Below are 14,694 nucleotides of genomic sequence, written 5' to 3'. Positions count from 1 at the left end.
ACGACCTCGACCACCCGCAGCAGGAGGTACGGCGATGAGCGCTCTGCAAAGCGTCGTGCTCGAGACCGGCAGCGCGACTGATCCGGCAACCAACCCTTCAGAGCATGCCCGCGGCAAGCCCGAAGCCGAGCGCGAGATCCTGTTTCGCGTCGTCAACCGCGTCGCGATCATCACGCTGAACCGGCCGGCCGCGCTCAATGCGCTGTCGCACGCGATGGTGCGCGAACTCGCGATGCTGGTCGAGCACTGCCGCGCCGATAGCGGAATCGTCGCGCTGGTACTCAGGGGCGCCGGCGACAAGGGCTTTTGCGCGGGTGGCGACGTGCGCGAGGTGCATCGGCTCGCGACCGCGAACGACCCGCGCTGGCTCGCGTTCTTCGTCGACGAATACCGGCTCGATTACGCGCTGCAGACGTTTCCGAAGCCGGTGGTCGCGCTGCTCGACGGTATCGCGATGGGCGGCGGGATGGGGCTGGGTCAGGGCGCGCGGCTGCGGGTCGTGACCGAGCGCAGCCGGCTTGCGATGCCGGAGACGCGCATCGGCTTGCTGCCCGACGTCGGCGCGAGCCATTTCCTGAACGTGATGCCGGCCGAGCTGGCGCTGTACGTCGCGCTGACCGGCGCGACGCTGGGCGGCGCCGACGCGGTGCGACTGAAACTGGCCGACCTGTGCGTGCCGTCCGACTGGCTCGCGAGCTTCGAAGAGCGCTTGCAGCGGATGCCGCACGACGGCGAGCCCGTTCGAGCGCTGCGCGCGGTGTTCGAACCGCCGTGCAATATCGTGCCGCACCCGCCGCTCGCCGCGCTGACGCAGCCGATCCTGCGCCACTTCGACCGCCGCTCGGGCGTCGAGCGGATCGTCGCGACGCTGCGGCAGGATCTCGAACGCGAGCCGCCGCGCGAGTTGCGGCAATGGCTGCAGGCGACCCACGACGCGCTCGCCGCGCATTCGCCGACGATGCTGTACGTGACCCGCGAAGCGCTGCTGCGCGGCCGTCAGATGACGCTCGCCGAGTGCTTCCGGATGGAGCTGGGCATGGTGAAGCGGGCGATCGACGACGGCGATTTCCGCGAAGGCGTGCGCGCCCAACTGCTCGACAAGGACCGCCGTCCGCGCTGGTCGCCGGCGACGCTCGCCGCCGTGCGGCCCGAGCGGGTCCGGCAATTTCTCAGTTCGCCGTGGAGCATCGACGCGCATCCGTTGGCGGGGTTGGGCGAATAGCGGGGGTGGGCGGTCGGCGCCGGTTGCAGGGGCCAGATGCAGGTGGTCCCTGCCGCCCCGTCGAATTTGTCAAAAGCACAAGGGTTAACCCCATTTTTTCAATCGCGTTTTTCACTATGTGGGAAATGCCCATCGCGTGTGCAGCGACGCGCGCGCCCGCGCGCTCCTTTCCATCTCGTCCATCGGTTCGTAACCCGCTGCCCGGCGTGGTTTTGCGGCCGCCTTTCCCGGCTTTTCGTTCAGTCAACCGCTGCTGATCGAGCGACCGGGTACGGTATGTGCTTTTATTAGCAGGTTGCTTGGACGCGGAACGCCTCTCGCGAGGCGGTTCGTGTGTTGGAACGGCGCGCCGCGCCGTCCGTTTGCTGTTTCGTTGCAACGTCAGCAGGCAACTCCACAGTCAAACTTACGAGGAAAGCGCGATGGATATGAATCGAATGGAAGGTACTGCGAAGGAACTGCGGGGCTCGGTCAAGGAAGCGATCGGCAAGGTCACCCGCAACCGCGTGAAGCAGGCGGAAGGCGCGGCGGAAAAGCTCGCCGGCCGGATGCAGCTGCGCGTGCTCGAAGCCGCCGATGCGATGCGCGAACGGATGAAGCAGTAAGGTTGCGCTGTCCCCGGCCGGTCATTGCCGGCCGGTAAATGCGGGCGGGTCCCGACGCAGCCGCACCCGGTGCGTGCGCCGGTGTCACGCTAGCGGAAGGCTTCGCCCGTCGCTGGTGCCTGCGCCGGCAGCGCATCGCGCCCACACAAGGAAGTTCCATGCTGGGATTCGAAGTCAGCACGGCCAGGAAAGTCTGGACCGCGTCCCTGATTGCGCTGCTGTTCTATCTCATCTATATCGCGTCGACCACGGTGCTGGTGGTCGTGTTCGCGGTGTTCTTCAGTTACCTGATCTTCCCGATGGTGCAGCTCGTCGAGCGCGTGCGGCCGCGGCGGGTGCCGCGCGTCGCGTCGATCGCGCTGGTGTTCGTCGTCGTCGTCGCGGCGATCGCGGTGGTCGGCTCGGTGTTCGGCGTGCAACTGCAGGATCAGGCGACCAAACTGGTCACCCAACTGCCGACGCTGATGCGCAGCGACGTGCCGAACCGTCTGCCGTTGCCGCATTTTCTCGAGCCGCTGCGCGAACGGATCGCCGATTTCGTGCGCAGCCAGATCGAGACCGGCTCCGACAACGCGGTACCGATGGCGCGCAGCCTGGGTCTGGGCGTCGTGCACGCGGCCAGCAACCTGATCTACCTGGTGCTGATTCCGATCCTGAGTTTTCTGCTGGTCAAGGACGGCGCGCGGATGCGCGACGCGTTTCTCGCGCTGCTGTCGAAGCAGCAGCGGGTGCTGTGGAGCGATATCACCGACGATGTGAACGTGCTGTTGTCGAAGTACGTGCGCGCGCTGCTGTTCCTGTCGCTCGCGACGCTGATCTTCTACGGCATCGCGTTCTCGCTGTTCGGCGTGCCTTACGCGTTTCTGCTCGCGGTCGGCGCCGGGCTGCTCGAATTCGTGCCGTTCGCGGGGCCGCTTGCCGCGGTCGCGGTCACGCTGGTCGTCGCGCTGTTCAGCGGCTTCCCGCATCTGCTGTGGCTGGTGGTGTTTTTCGCGCTGTACCGGACTTTCCAGGACTACGTGCTCAATCCATATCTGATGAGCGAAGGCGTCGAGGTCAGCCCGTTCCTGGTGATCGTCGGCCTGCTCGCGGGCGACCAGCTCGGCGGCGTCGCGGGGATTTTTCTCGCGGTGCCGGTGATCGCGACGCTGAAGATCGTGATCGGTCGCGCGAAGGTGTTTTACGCGAGCTCGCACGAGCAAGGGGAGGCGGCGCGGCGCGCGTTGACGGGGAAGGTGACCGACGAACAGGAGTGAGGCGGGGCCGGCGCCGCAAGCGCTTGCTCCGTGTGTTGACAGCTATCGCTCGTCCCCGACGGGCGAACAGGGTTAGTCATCGTTGGTCAGGAGAACTGCGAAACGACGTGTCGATTCGAACGCGGAAAACGCAATGACCAGACCGACGGTGATCGGCACTGCGAGGAAGGCACCTGCGATGCCCCAGATCGACGACCACACCGCCAGACTGATAAGAATAATCGCGGGGCTCAGATTCAGTGAGCCGCCCATCAGCCACGGGTCGAGGAGATGGCCGACCACGAAGTTCGCGAGAGTGAGTGACATGAACAGCACGAGCGCCGCGTTCCACTGGCCGAACTGCAGGGCGGCGAGCAACGTCGGCACCGCGACCGAGATCCACGAGCCCGCATAGGGGATGAAATTCAGCAGGCCGATCAGCACTGCCCAAAGCTCCGCGAATTCGAGTCCGACTAGCCGCATGCAGATCCAGCTCACGATGCCAAGGATCGCGCCAAGCAGGGCCTTCATGGCGAGATAGATGCCGATCTTCGAGTTGATCTCGTCGATTATCGACACGATCCGCGTCGAGCCGCCCGCGAATTTCACGAGCTTGCGGCGGTATTTCGCGTGTTCGATGAGAAAGAAGGTCGCATAAAGCAGCACAACGATGATCGCCGCGAGCAGCGACGACACCGACGACAGCGTGGCGGTCATGATCGCCTGCACGTTGACGCTCGCTAACAGATCGCGGCGGATCGCAGCCCAGTTCGCCTCCGTTTCGATGTGCAGCAGCGCGGCGAATTTCGTCAGCAAAACGAGCAGCGTCGCCTCGTACTTCGGCGCAACGGCCATCAGCCGATCGCGGTCGGACAGCAGCAGGTCGACCGACAGGTAGACCGTGAAGAGCATCAGCGTCGCGGCGATTGCGTGGCGCAGGCCGTCCCGCAGGGGGGCGCCGAGGTAGGGAACGCGGCGCAGCAGGTTGGCAAGACCGAAGACCACGTACGTCGCGATGATGGCGAACGCAATCGGCACCAGCACGGGGCGGCCGACATACAGTCCCCACGCAAGCAGTGTGACGAGCACGGCCGCACATGTGCATTTCAGCAGACCCTGGTTCATGCGTCTCCTCGCGAGCAGCGTTGCCTGCCGGGTCGTGGGTCGCCGGTCAGTCGAAACCAGACTTTTCGTCGGACAGCGTCGGGTCGGTGGCGTGGCGCTGGCGCCGTCCTCGCCACAGCAGGCTGACGACGAGCGCGACGACACCCGCGCCGATCGTGATCGCCATCGCCGCCGGCAGGTGCGAGCGGACCCATGGCACGTTGCCAAAAAAATAACCGGGCCCCGCAAGTGAGCATATCCAGATCACCGCGCCGCCGGTCGCGAAGCGCACGAAGCGGCGAAACGGCATCTTCGTCGCGCCGGCGAGCGCGGGTGCAACCGCCCGGACTATTGCAATGAAAGGAGAGTACAGCAGCAGCGCGGCGCCGTGACGTGCATAGAGCGCACGCGTTCGCGCACTGGCCTTTTCGATCCAGCCGCTGCGCTTCGGTTTCCAGACCGACGCGACGGCACGTGCCAGCGCATAGTTAAATCCTGTTCCGGCAACCGCGGCCGCGACCAGCAACGGCGCGAGCCACAACGGCTGCAGCACGCCGACGGCGGCGAGCGCGCCGGACAGAATCAGCAGCATGTCCGCGGGCAGGATCACGAGCGGCAGTACGCCGACACTGCAGAAGACGACCGCGCCGATGATGGCGTAGGCCAACGGTCCATGCTGGACCAGCAACGCTTCGAGGTCCTGTTCCAGTTGCAACACGAATTGCATGAACGTCGCCATGTGTGCAGGCTATGTGTCCGTTGCTCGAGAGTGGAATATAGCGGCAAGCGCGGTAGCACCGCGCTGTGTTGCCGACGGCCCGAAGCGCGTTGCACGCCATGACGTGGCGAGCAACCAGCTAGCATTCGAGACTTTCAGGATGCGAACCTGTCTTGCTCAATCTTGCTCCTGCGTGGAAGTCCCATTACGGCTATATGAATCTCAAAGCTCTCCAGAGTGCTTCGTTGCTTTTTTAAAAGGAAAACATTCCGGCGCCTCTTCGTGCTGGATCAGTCGCAGCAAAGGGCTGATGGCCTGGTTGAGAAGAGGCTGGCGGTGGCGCACCCAGATCTGCATCGGCTCCGGCTGACAGCCAATGCGCGCTTTAGGTGCAAGCGCCGTTCTGCCGAAAGAGACGCGTCGGCAGCGGAACTCAATTGCCTGCGTCAACGACGCATGCAGTAGGCGCAGATAAAGCGGCACCCCCGTGGCGGCTGCTTCGCGATCGAAACCGATGTGCCAGACCACGGCCGTCTCCGCATCCCTGAGCGTGACAACGAAGCCATAAATATGACTACCCTTGACCGCGACGTGGAAAGTGATACGTGCGCCGGCAGCTAATGCTAATGCTGGCCAGTACTGCTGATCCAGCATAAACGGGCGCACGCTCGCATTGGTGCGGGTCTGCAGGTAAAGATCTTGAAGATGTGCGGCAACCGGCGCCACGTTCTCGAGGCGTTCGATCCGGAATCCAGCCGCATCGAACGGTTTGTAGATCTGGGACTTGACGGCATTGCGGTACTTGGACGCAAGACTGGCAAGATAGTCATCATGGGTATGGACGCCTTCGGGTAGCGTCAGCACCATGTTGGGTTCGGTTTCGACGGCGGAATAGCTGAGTTCCCCGAGGCAGGCACTGGGTACCTTGTCGGCCTCCAGAATGTCCTTAACCAGAATCACGTTGGTCTGGCCATCCAGCTTTTCGCATCGGCGGGTACGATAGAGTGCCTCCGCCACGGCTGGCCAGAGTTCCGCAGGAGCGCTGCCGGGCATGAAACAAACGCCGTGCTGCCCGTAACTGAGCAGGTTGCCGCAGACAAGAATTCGCTCTTTGAGCGGCACTTTAATTTTGCGCTTGCCTTGTTCACCAAAGTGTTCGAGGTTCACTTCGACGATTTGCATGCAGACTGTGGCTCGCGGTCCGTCGTCATCCGAGATCAACGCGTAGCGCGGCTCGAGATTGGCCGGACCAGCCGCTTCAATCATTTGCAGATATTCAGGCGAAAAATAAAAGCTTTGTCCGGCGGTTACCGTGCGCCAATCCTCGAGGTTCAGCTGTCGCAGGCGATGCGCGATGGCAATTTGAAAGCCGCTGGAGCGACGCAAGTTCTTGCGTAATTGCAGGCGGGTGTGCAGTTGCTTTGGAAGTAGTTTCATCGCAAACGGGTCGAGGGCCACCGGCAAACTCAATTGGATGCCACATCTTGCTTCGCTGCAATGCTATCTGAGGCGAAGCCTTGAACCATGAGCGGCGGTAGCGGGCAGTCGAGCGTATCGCAGATCGCGCGCAGCAGCTCCGCTTCGCGCACAGTGATCTGTTGGTTCGCCAGGATGCAGCCCGCGCAGGCGTCGACGATTCGCTGCTTGATGGCCGGGACGGATTGACTGAGCGTCTGCAGGGCCGCGTCGAACTCGGCGAGCGAGTATTCCTCGCGAGGCCGCAAGCGCTCTGTGGGTGCGCCGCCGATATAGTCGCGCATGCCTGCATCGAAAGCCCGGGTCGCCAGGTCATGTTCCGGCTGGCCTTCCCAGGCCAACAGCGCCAACACGATCGCCACCTGATGCGCCACGCTTTGCGGCGAGTTGTGGATTGGACGCGGCCGTCGTTGCGGCAGGAACTGGGCATCGAGATGGCGATGCAGCACACAGCGGAGCGTGTACTCGTACAGGGTCAGCCGCTGGTCGGCGAGCATCAGCATCTCCACCTGGGCGCGGAAAGCTCCGTGCTGGCGCGCCGACATCTGCCGCAGCGCCGGCAAGGCCAGGTCCAGCAGAGGCAGCCGATGCGTGTCCGGCAATGCCTGAACAGGGTCGAGCAGCCGCAAGGCTTCCGCGAAGTCCTGCGGTTCAGCTCCAGCTTTCAGCTGAGTCAGCTGGAGATCCCGCAGGTCCGCCCGCGGGTCCATCAGAAGAGCGTAGACGAGCGCGCGAGCACTGAACGGTTCCTGTGCGGCGACGCGGAGTACCTCGGGCATGCTGTCGTGCAGCTCGTGGGCGTAGTCGATTACTTCCGGATCGATATGGCCGACCCGGGATGCCGCGTTGGATGCCAGCCCCAACACCGGTAGAGGTACCTGCGGGAGCCCTGGTAGCGTTGGAGCCGCGCCGAAAGGCGAGTCGCGATTCGTGCGGCGCTCTTGCAGCTCTTCATGATCGAAGCCCACTGGCCGCACCTCCGGGAACCGGCCGTCGAACTCGGGATTGAGCCGGCGAATGCGCTCGACGAGGGGCGGGTGGGTGGCCAGCAGTCCGGCGAACCCGTCACCGGCGAGGGCGTTGGCGAAAAACATGTGAGCGGCCTCGGCGGCCTTGGGGCTGTCGATGCGCGACCCTTCGGCCAATCCACCGATCTTCTTGAGCGCCCCGCAAATGCCGTCGGGATTGCGCGTGAACTGGACGGCGCTGGCGTCCGCCAGGTACTCGCGCTGCCGGGATACCGCGGCCATGATCAGCCGACCGAAGAACGCTCCCACGAGGCCCAGCACAAACACGCCGAGTCCCACCAGCACCATCCCGCCGCGCGAATCCTGTCTTCCCGAGGACCGTCCGCGGGATGCGAACATAAGGCTGCGGCCGATGATCGACAACACCATGATCCCGAAGATCAGGCCTATCAGTCGGATATTGAGCCGCATGTCGCCGTTCAGGATGTGGCTGAACTCGTGGGCCACCACGCCCTGCAGCTCGTCGCGGCTCAGATAGTCGAGGCAGCCCCTGGAGACGGCGACCACAGCATCGCCCGGCGCGTAGCCGGCCGCGAAGGCATTGATACCTGCCTCAGGCAGAACGTATACGGGGGGCACCGGCACTCCCGCGGCGAGGGCCATCTCCTCGACGACGTTGAGGAGCCGTTTCTCGCGCGCGTCGGTGGTCGTGCCCGGGACCTCCTTACCCCCGAGCATCAAGGCGACGGCCTGGCCGCCGGAAGCGAGCTGAGCCACCTTGATCGCGCTGGCTCCGCCGACCACGATACCCACTCCCGGAGCCGCGATCAGGAGCAAGTCGGGTTGCCACCAGGACACCGGCTGGTGAGCGCCAGACATAGCGAGCGCCACCAACAGGCCGTACACGAGGGCGATCAGTATCAGGATCGCGAGGACGAAATAGATCACCAGCTGGACTGTTTTGCGCCGTGCTACATCCTGCTGCTGAAAGAAATTGGTGGCCATGGTCGGCGCGCTTTTAGGAGCACGAAGTGCACGGAGCTGCGGTGGTTCCTGGTTACCCGAACGACACTTTGGGCGCTGCGCGCTCGGCCTCCGCAGTTTCGAGTAGCGCCGCTTCCTTGAAACCCAACATGCCGGCCACCACGACCGCCGGGAAGACCTCGCGCCGGATGTTGTAGTCGGTGGCGGCGTCGTTGAAGGCTTGCCGGGCGAAGCCGACCTTGTTCTCGGTGGAACTCAGCTCCTCCTGAAGGGCGAGCATGTTCTGGTTGGCCTTGAGGTCCGGGTACGCTTCGGATAGCGCGAAAAGCCGGCCCAGAATGCCGCCCAGTTGCGCCTCGGCCTCGTTAAACCCCCTCATGGCCGCCGGGTCGCTGGGATTGGCGGCGACCTTTTGTTCGGCTGCCATTGCGCTGTTGCGGGCTTTGATGACGGCCTCGAGCGTGTCCCTTTCGTGGCCCATGTAGCCCTTGACCGCTTCGACCAGATTGGGAATCAGTTCATAGCGGCGTTTTAGCTGCACGTCGATTTGGGCGAAGGCGTTCGCGAAGCGATTCCGGGCGACCACTAGCCCGTTGTAGATGCCCATCAGCCAGAGCGCGAGCAGCAGCGCGACGCCTAGAAGCACGAGCAGGGTGACTACGACGGGACTCATTGGCCGTGAACTCCGACTAGAGGATTGCTGGTTCGGACGATCGCCTGACTACCAAACTAGGTTAAGTGAAATTACCTTTAATTCAAGCAATTCGTGAAACCGTTACCAGAAAAGGGTGGCCATTTCCGTCGTGCTGCGACGCCCCGGCGAGCATGGTCGACGTCATTTGGAGTCCCCATGGACTGGAGTTGGCGGTCCACCTTCGGTCGAGGTTCCGGGATGGACTTGCGGGACGCGTGGCATGCGGATACCCGCATACGCGATCGCCACCGTCAGCAGCGGACTCACCACACAAAATACAGCGAACGGCGCGTAGCTGAGTGTCGGGACGCCGAGGGTCACGGCCATGTACGCGCCGCAACTGTTCCACGGTATCAGCGCGCCGGTGGTGGTCGCCGAATCGCCTACGGAACGCGACAACACAATCGGAGCATAGCCGCGCATCGCGAAGGCATTCTTGAACATGCGCGCCGGCAGCACGACCGCGATGAACTGGTCCGCCGTGACGATGTTCGTCGCGACAGTCGCGCCGACCAGCGAGGCCACTAGCGCGCCGCCGCTTTTTGCCCAGTTGACCACCGGGGCGATCAGCCGTTCTATCACCCCGCACTTCTCGACCACGCCACCGAACGCCAGTGCCGCGATGATCAGCCAGATGGTCGTCAGCATGCTGTCCATCCCGCCGCGGGTGAGCAGGGTATCGAGTTCCGGATTGCCGGTGGTCGAGGTGTAGCCGCTCGCGAGCGCGAGCCATACGCCTTTGAGCATCGCAATCGGCACCGGCACGCCCTCGCGCGCCGCGGCAAACGCGAGCACCCGCGCCGGCTCGACGAACACCGCCACCACCGCGCCGGCAAGGGCGCCGAGAAAAATGGTGGTGAAGGCCGGAAGCTTGAACAGCGTCAGCACGACCACCAGCACGAGCGGCAGGAACAGCACGGGCGAGATATAGAACGCTCCCTGCATCGCGGCGATCTCCGCGCTTGCATCGAATTCGGCCGGGCTGCCCAGGAGATAGAACACGCCCAGTGTGATGACGATCGCGACCAGCGACGTCAGCAACGTCTCGCGCACATGGTGATAAAGATCGACGCCCGCGGCGGCGGCCGCCAGGTTGGCGGAGTCGGAAAGCGGCGAAGACTTGTCGCCGAAATACGCGCCGGAAATCACGGCGCCGGCGGTGATCGCGGGACTCAGACCCATGCTCTGCGCAATGCCGATCAAGCCGATCCCGACCGTGCCCGCGACCGTCCATGACGTCCCGATCGCGAACGAGATCAATGCGCAGATCGCACACGCGGTGACGTAAAAATAGTCCGGGTTGAGCAACTGCAAGCCGTAATAGACCATCGCGACGATGGTGCCGCACAGCGCCCACGTGCCGATCAGCGCGCCGACCGCCAACAGGATCAGAATCGCGCCGATCCCCGAACTGACGCTCGCGTTCGCCGCTTCACCGAGCGACGCGACCGAGTGACCGCGGCGCCAGCCGACGAAAACCGCCAGCATGGTCGCCACCACCAGCGCCACCTGGTTCGGGCCGTCCGCGCCGCCGTCGCCGAACAGATAGAAGGACACGCCGACGAGAAAGACGAGGCCGGCGATGGGAATCAGTGCCTCGAACATCGTGACCGGCTCAGGTGACTTGCGCCGCTTCATCGGGATGCTCCGTTTGTTTGTCGGGTAGTCCAAAACGTTGTCATCACGCCGCCCGGTGAACCAGTATTCACGAAACGGTCACGAACGGCAGGCCGGAGTATGAGGTCACCGTTCAGGTGTGGACCATCTTCCCTTCGTCGCGCTGATGGCAACTCCGGAATTGCGACCGCAGCTTCAAGGATAGGAAAGAATCGTTGCTGCGTGAAGACGCGTTGCATTCACCTCGAGAAGCAGTTGATGCCCGGCTTGAGATCCACTCCATTGATGCCTTCATTTCGGGTATCACGCAAGGTTGGTTTCCGCATTTTCCGGGCGGTTTCGCCGATAGGTTGAAGGCTGGCGATGCGCCAATGACCTGCTTGGCAATAGAGGACGTACTCGCCAAGCGGCGCTAATTTGGCAAAAGCTAGTTGACCGACCATTCTTTTTTCGTGCGGCACTTTCAGGATCGGTGTGACCGCGCGGTCACCATCTGCTGCCAATCATGCATGTCGTATTCTTTTTGAATATCAATGTAATTAGTATCATAGTTAATAGGGCTAAATAATGACGCCAACCGCGCAGAAGATGTCAAGAACGCAGCTCACCGCAATGGTGGTAGGCAGCATGGTCGGAGCGGGCATATTTTCCCTGCCGAGAACTTTCGCTAATGCCACGGGGCCGTTTGGGGCACTCATTGCCTGGTTGATTGCGGGAACCGGCATGTACATGCTGGCGCGCGTATTTCAGGCGCTGGCGGAACGAAAGCCTGAATTGGACGCGGGTGTGTTCGCATATGCGAAAGCGGGCTTTGGGGACTATCCGGGCTTTCTCTCCGCATTCGGCTACTGGATCGGTAGTTGTATCGGCAACGTTTCGTACTGGGTGCTGATCAAGTCGACGCTCGGCGCGTTTTTTCCCGTGTTTGGCGACGGCAATACGGTCGTCGCGATCGTCGTGGCTTCGATGGGAATATGGTTGTTTCACTACATGATCCTGAAGGGCGTACAGCAGGCTGCCTTTATCAATGCCATCGTCACGGTGGCCAAGATCATTCCGATTCTGGTGTTCATCGTGATCCTGAGCTTCGGCTTCCGGATGGACCTGTTCCAGGGAAACTTCTATGGCGGAGGTCTAGAGGGCAACCTTTTCGAGCAGGTGCGCTCGACCATGCTGGTCACCGTGTTCGTGTTCATCGGGATCGAAGGGGCCAGTGTTTATTCGCGCTATCCGAGGGAGCGCGCCGACGTTGACACGGCCACGATCATCGGTTTCATCTTCGTAACGTCGATGATGGTGCTCGTGACAATGCTGCCATACGCGGTGTTGCAGCGCGCCGACGTTGCCGACATGCGCCAGCCCTCGATGGCGGCGGTGCTCGAGGCAGTGGTCGGTCATTGGGGTGCTGTCTTCGTCAGCATCGGTCTGCTCATCTCTGTATTGGGCGCCTATCTCGCGTGGTCGCTGATCTGCGCCGAAGTGTTGTTCACCGCGGCGAAGACCAGGGACATGCCCGCCGTGTTTGCGAGGGAAAACGCTAGCAAGGTGCCTGCCAATGCATTGTGGCTGACCAATATCGTGGTGCAGTTGCTCGTCATCAGCACTTACTTCTCGCGGGATGCGTTCGCGTTGATGCTGAATCTGACGAGCGCGATGTCATTGATTCCGTATCTGTTCGTGGCGGCTTACGGATTCATGATTTCAAAGCGCGGGGAAAGTTACGAAGTGAGCCCGGAGGAGCGCCGGCGCGACCTGATCATGGCAGGCATCGCCGTGATCTTTGCGGGTGGTCTGAAATTTATCCTGCTTTCCGCTGTGCTGTATGCGCCAGGAACGGCGCTCTATATTTGGGCTCGGCGCGAGCAGAACAAGAACGTCTTCATCGCTTCAGACTGGATCATTTTCATCGTGGCGGTCATCGGCGCGATCGTCGGCATTTATGGCCTCGCGACTGGTCGGATTGCGCTCTAACGACATCCGGTTGAACAGAGCGGGCCAATTTGTCGGAGTCGCCTCTGCTCCCCGCTAGTCAAATTGCTCCGGTCAGCGGTACAGAACTATCGTGGTTGCAGCTACTGGAATGACCACAACCGAAGCGACTTGATTTCAACAGCCGGACACGCTGAATAGCACAGTCATTACTGTTCAAGCCGTAAGCTAAGCTGTGCCAGATGATCTGAAAATATTTGCATTTTCCAACAGCGGCGTGAGCGATAGGGGGCGCTAGCCGGCTTGAAGTTGAATGTCCACATACTATAATTTGAAAGATCGTGGAAGACATGAGTCGTCTTTTTCAGTTTGCAAGTTATTCAGTACTACGACAAAGGTTATTTCTTCGACCATAGGGAGGCCTGAACATGAGCAAGCGGATTCTCGTGCAACTGGTTGTGCTGTCATTTGCCGGTGTCTCTCTAACCGCGATGGCAGCGGGTCCAACGGCGGACGCGCAAGGTGGGCAGGCGCAGATGGAGAGCCAAGGCAAGCCCCGCCAGCAGGTCATGCCGTCAATTCCACACCGTGACTGGCACAAAGGACAACGTGTACCGTCCGACTACCGTCACTACAACTTCATTATGAATGACTGGCAAAGTCATGACCTCAAGGCGCCCCCTCGTGGCCACAAATGGCTAGGAGTCAACGGCGACTATGTGCTGGTATCGACCAGTAACTGGATCATTTCGGATATCGTTTCTGGGACGCCGTGATGGCGCGCCTGCGCGTGCGTCATTGCGGTAGGGCGGCACACGCAGGCTGCACGCAAATTTTATCTGCTTAATGTCCGCGCGCACGAGCATAGTCGCGGGGCGGACTGAGGCGTCGGTGCTTCCAGCCCCCTGAATTCGAGTGACTGCTTCCGAGCGATGAGATCGGGGAGAAGACCGACGCAGCCCGATCCGATGCGGACATGTGCGGCTGCGGGCCCGAGGGCCCGCTAGCCTCTCCGAAGCGGTCACGACGAGCCGGGACGTTACCAGGAGTAGCGCACGCCGACGTCGCCCTCGACGCCATTACGGCGAACATTGCTGTTTCCGCTCACGGCAAACTGGTAGCCGAACTGCCCGTACAGGTTCAGCCGGTCTTTGATCTTCGCTGTGACGCCACCGGCGAATTCCAGCCGCGTCGCCTGCATGATCAGCGGCACCGCATCATTGGCGAAGGTCGTGGTGGCCTGGTTACTGAAGTCCCGCCACACATTCGCACGCAGATAGGGCTGCCATACGGCGCCGTTGCTGCCTTCGATCTTCCACTTCCCGCGCACGCCGAGCCGGCCGGTCGCGCCCGAAGTCGAGCCCAGGGAGACGTCCCCCAGACCGTCGTTCGCATCGTTGAACGACACGTGCTGCCAGATGATCTGCGCCTGCGGCTCCAGCTCGAAGCCCGGGCCGAAGGGCAACGGGATCGGATAGCCCGCCTCAAGCGACGTCACGAAGCCCGTGCCCCGGACCGGCAGGTTCGCGAACTGTGTGGTCGCGTCGCCGTCGTAGTACGTGCCTTGCAGCACAGCGTCGAGATACCAACCGCCGGGGCCGTAGTGTGTCCAGTAGCCACCGCCCGAATACGCGTTCAGATGCATCGAGCCGGTGTGTTCCAGCGAGTAGCCGGTTGCCGCCGCGTTGGTGACCAGACCATCGACATCCGCCCGACCGTAGCCGTACGCAAAGTAGACGCCCGCAGCGTCGCGATGGCCGGGCCAGAGGCTTCCGCGCCAGACATCGAGACCGGTCTGCAAGCCGCCGACGCCGCCGCTTGCGCGCGGAGCGGCATAGGCGCCGTAGCGGTTGTCGATCTGCCCGCCGAACACGCGCCCCCAGGCGGACTTTGTCCAGCCCTGATTGTCCGCGCCACCGCTCTCTGGCGTCAGCGTGTCGCCGATGCGCTCATGCAGCGTACCGAGCATCTCGACACCCATCTGCCGGGACACCGGCTGAACTACGCCGTAGGTGGCCGAGCCTGTGTGAAAACGCAGTCATCGCCTAAACTGAATCAACTCATTGAGACTGGGTGACTCATGAAGCGATTCGTCGAAGGCGATGACCGCAAACAGGTCGCACTACTTCCCGAATGCGTCGA

Annotated in this window: 13 protein-coding genes; 5 read left to right on the top strand and 8 right to left on the bottom strand. The window is 62.4% G+C overall.

The window, feature by feature from the left end:
- The first annotated feature begins 34 nt into the window (after positions 1-34).
- From LJ656_RS31845 to LJ656_RS31835, 3 genes are all read left to right on the top strand, one after another.
- Positions 35-1,222 carry an enoyl-CoA hydratase/isomerase family protein gene (locus LJ656_RS31845; protein ID WP_230513435.1) on the top strand — a complete coding sequence of 396 codons (1,188 nt, stop codon included), beginning with the start codon at positions 35-37 and terminating at the stop codon, positions 1,220-1,222.
- A 422-nt stretch (positions 1,223-1,644) separates the two neighbouring features.
- The gene (locus LJ656_RS31840) at positions 1,645-1,827 is read left to right on the top strand and encodes a CsbD family protein (RefSeq protein WP_230513434.1); all 183 of its coding nucleotides are present in this window, start codon (positions 1,645-1,647) and stop codon (positions 1,825-1,827) included.
- Between the two features lie 158 nt (positions 1,828-1,985).
- Positions 1,986-3,083: an AI-2E family transporter gene (locus tag LJ656_RS31835; protein WP_230513433.1), complete on the top strand. Its 1,098-nt coding sequence runs from the start codon at positions 1,986-1,988 to the stop codon at positions 3,081-3,083.
- Positions 3,084-3,155: 72 nt separating this feature from the next.
- On the opposite strand, the gene LJ656_RS31830 is transcribed toward LJ656_RS31835, so the two are convergent.
- The 7 genes from LJ656_RS31830 to LJ656_RS31800 all read right to left on the bottom strand — a co-directional run bounded on the left by LJ656_RS31830 (position 3,156) and on the right by LJ656_RS31800 (position 11,126).
- Positions 3,156-4,187 (bottom strand): AI-2E family transporter, encoded by a 1,032-nt coding sequence (locus LJ656_RS31830; RefSeq protein WP_230513432.1) that lies wholly within the window; start codon positions 4,185-4,187, stop codon positions 3,156-3,158.
- A gap of 46 nt (positions 4,188-4,233) precedes the next feature.
- Entirely contained in the window at positions 4,234-4,893 is a 660-nt protein-coding gene (locus tag LJ656_RS31825; RefSeq protein ID WP_230513431.1) for a DedA family protein, read from the bottom strand.
- A 213-nt stretch (positions 4,894-5,106) separates the two neighbouring features.
- Positions 5,107-6,342: a GNAT family N-acetyltransferase gene (locus tag LJ656_RS31820; RefSeq protein WP_230513430.1), complete on the bottom strand. Its 1,236-nt coding sequence runs from the start codon at positions 6,340-6,342 to the stop codon at positions 5,107-5,109.
- Between the two features lie 8 nt (positions 6,343-6,350).
- Positions 6,351-8,333: a M48 family metallopeptidase gene (locus LJ656_RS31815; protein ID WP_230513429.1), complete on the bottom strand. Its 1,983-nt coding sequence runs from the start codon at positions 8,331-8,333 to the stop codon at positions 6,351-6,353.
- A gap of 52 nt (positions 8,334-8,385) precedes the next feature.
- Positions 8,386-8,985 (bottom strand): LemA family protein, encoded by a 600-nt coding sequence (locus tag LJ656_RS31810; protein ID WP_230513428.1) that lies wholly within the window; start codon positions 8,983-8,985, stop codon positions 8,386-8,388.
- 162 nt (positions 8,986-9,147) lie between these two features.
- Entirely contained in the window at positions 9,148-10,644 is a 1,497-nt protein-coding gene (nhaC, locus tag LJ656_RS31805; protein WP_230513427.1) for a Na+/H+ antiporter NhaC, read from the bottom strand.
- A gap of 218 nt (positions 10,645-10,862) precedes the next feature.
- Positions 10,863-11,126 (bottom strand): hypothetical protein, encoded by a 264-nt coding sequence (locus LJ656_RS31800; protein WP_230513426.1) that lies wholly within the window; start codon positions 11,124-11,126, stop codon positions 10,863-10,865.
- Positions 11,127-11,190: 64 nt separating this feature from the next.
- On the opposite strand from LJ656_RS31800, the gene LJ656_RS31795 reads away from it, so the two are divergent.
- Positions 11,191-12,594 (top strand): basic amino acid/polyamine antiporter, encoded by a 1,404-nt coding sequence (locus LJ656_RS31795; protein ID WP_230513425.1) that lies wholly within the window; start codon positions 11,191-11,193, stop codon positions 12,592-12,594.
- Between the two features lie 386 nt (positions 12,595-12,980).
- The gene (locus LJ656_RS31790; RefSeq protein WP_230513424.1) at positions 12,981-13,328 is read left to right on the top strand and encodes an RcnB family protein; all 348 of its coding nucleotides are present in this window, start codon (positions 12,981-12,983) and stop codon (positions 13,326-13,328) included.
- 263 nt (positions 13,329-13,591) lie between these two features.
- On the opposite strand, the gene LJ656_RS31785 is transcribed toward LJ656_RS31790, so the two are convergent.
- On the bottom strand, positions 13,592-14,533 hold the full coding sequence (locus LJ656_RS31785) for an autotransporter family protein (protein ID WP_230513423.1): 942 nt from the start codon (positions 14,531-14,533) through the stop codon (positions 13,592-13,594).
- Between the last annotated feature and the right edge of the window lie 161 nt (positions 14,534-14,694).

The organism is Paraburkholderia sejongensis, from assembly GCF_020880815.1.
Taxonomy (GTDB): Bacteria; Pseudomonadota; Gammaproteobacteria; order Burkholderiales; family Burkholderiaceae; genus Paraburkholderia; species Paraburkholderia sejongensis.
The sequence above is the reverse complement of the archived record's forward strand: the minus strand, read 5'-3'. Positions and strand labels throughout refer to the sequence as shown.

What these genes read in the sequence shown, in the direction of transcription:
- LJ656_RS31845 (WP_230513435.1), top strand. Translation starts at nt 35, where the DNA reads ATGAGCGCTCTGCAAAGCGTCGTGCTCGAGACCGGCAGCGCGACTGAT.
- LJ656_RS31825 (WP_230513431.1), bottom strand. Translation starts at nt 4,893, where the DNA reads ATGCAATTCGTGTTGCAACTGGAACAGGACCTCGAAGCGTTGCTGGTC.
- LJ656_RS31810 (WP_230513428.1), bottom strand. Translation starts at nt 8,985, where the DNA reads ATGAGTCCCGTCGTAGTCACCCTGCTCGTGCTTCTAGGCGTCGCGCTG.
- nhaC (WP_230513427.1), bottom strand. Translation starts at nt 10,644, where the DNA reads ATGAAGCGGCGCAAGTCACCTGAGCCGGTCACGATGTTCGAGGCACTG.
- LJ656_RS31795 (WP_230513425.1), top strand. Translation starts at nt 11,191, where the DNA reads ATGACGCCAACCGCGCAGAAGATGTCAAGAACGCAGCTCACCGCAATG.
- LJ656_RS31815 (WP_230513429.1), bottom strand. Translation starts at nt 8,333, where the DNA reads ATGGCCACCAATTTCTTTCAGCAGCAGGATGTAGCACGGCGCAAAACA.
- LJ656_RS31830 (WP_230513432.1), bottom strand. Translation starts at nt 4,187, where the DNA reads ATGAACCAGGGTCTGCTGAAATGCACATGTGCGGCCGTGCTCGTCACA.
- LJ656_RS31835 (WP_230513433.1), top strand. Translation starts at nt 1,986, where the DNA reads ATGCTGGGATTCGAAGTCAGCACGGCCAGGAAAGTCTGGACCGCGTCC.
- LJ656_RS31840 (WP_230513434.1), top strand. Translation starts at nt 1,645, where the DNA reads ATGGATATGAATCGAATGGAAGGTACTGCGAAGGAACTGCGGGGCTCG.
- LJ656_RS31785 (WP_230513423.1), bottom strand. Translation starts at nt 14,533, where the DNA reads ATGGGTGTCGAGATGCTCGGTACGCTGCATGAGCGCATCGGCGACACG.
- LJ656_RS31790 (WP_230513424.1), top strand. Translation starts at nt 12,981, where the DNA reads ATGAGCAAGCGGATTCTCGTGCAACTGGTTGTGCTGTCATTTGCCGGT.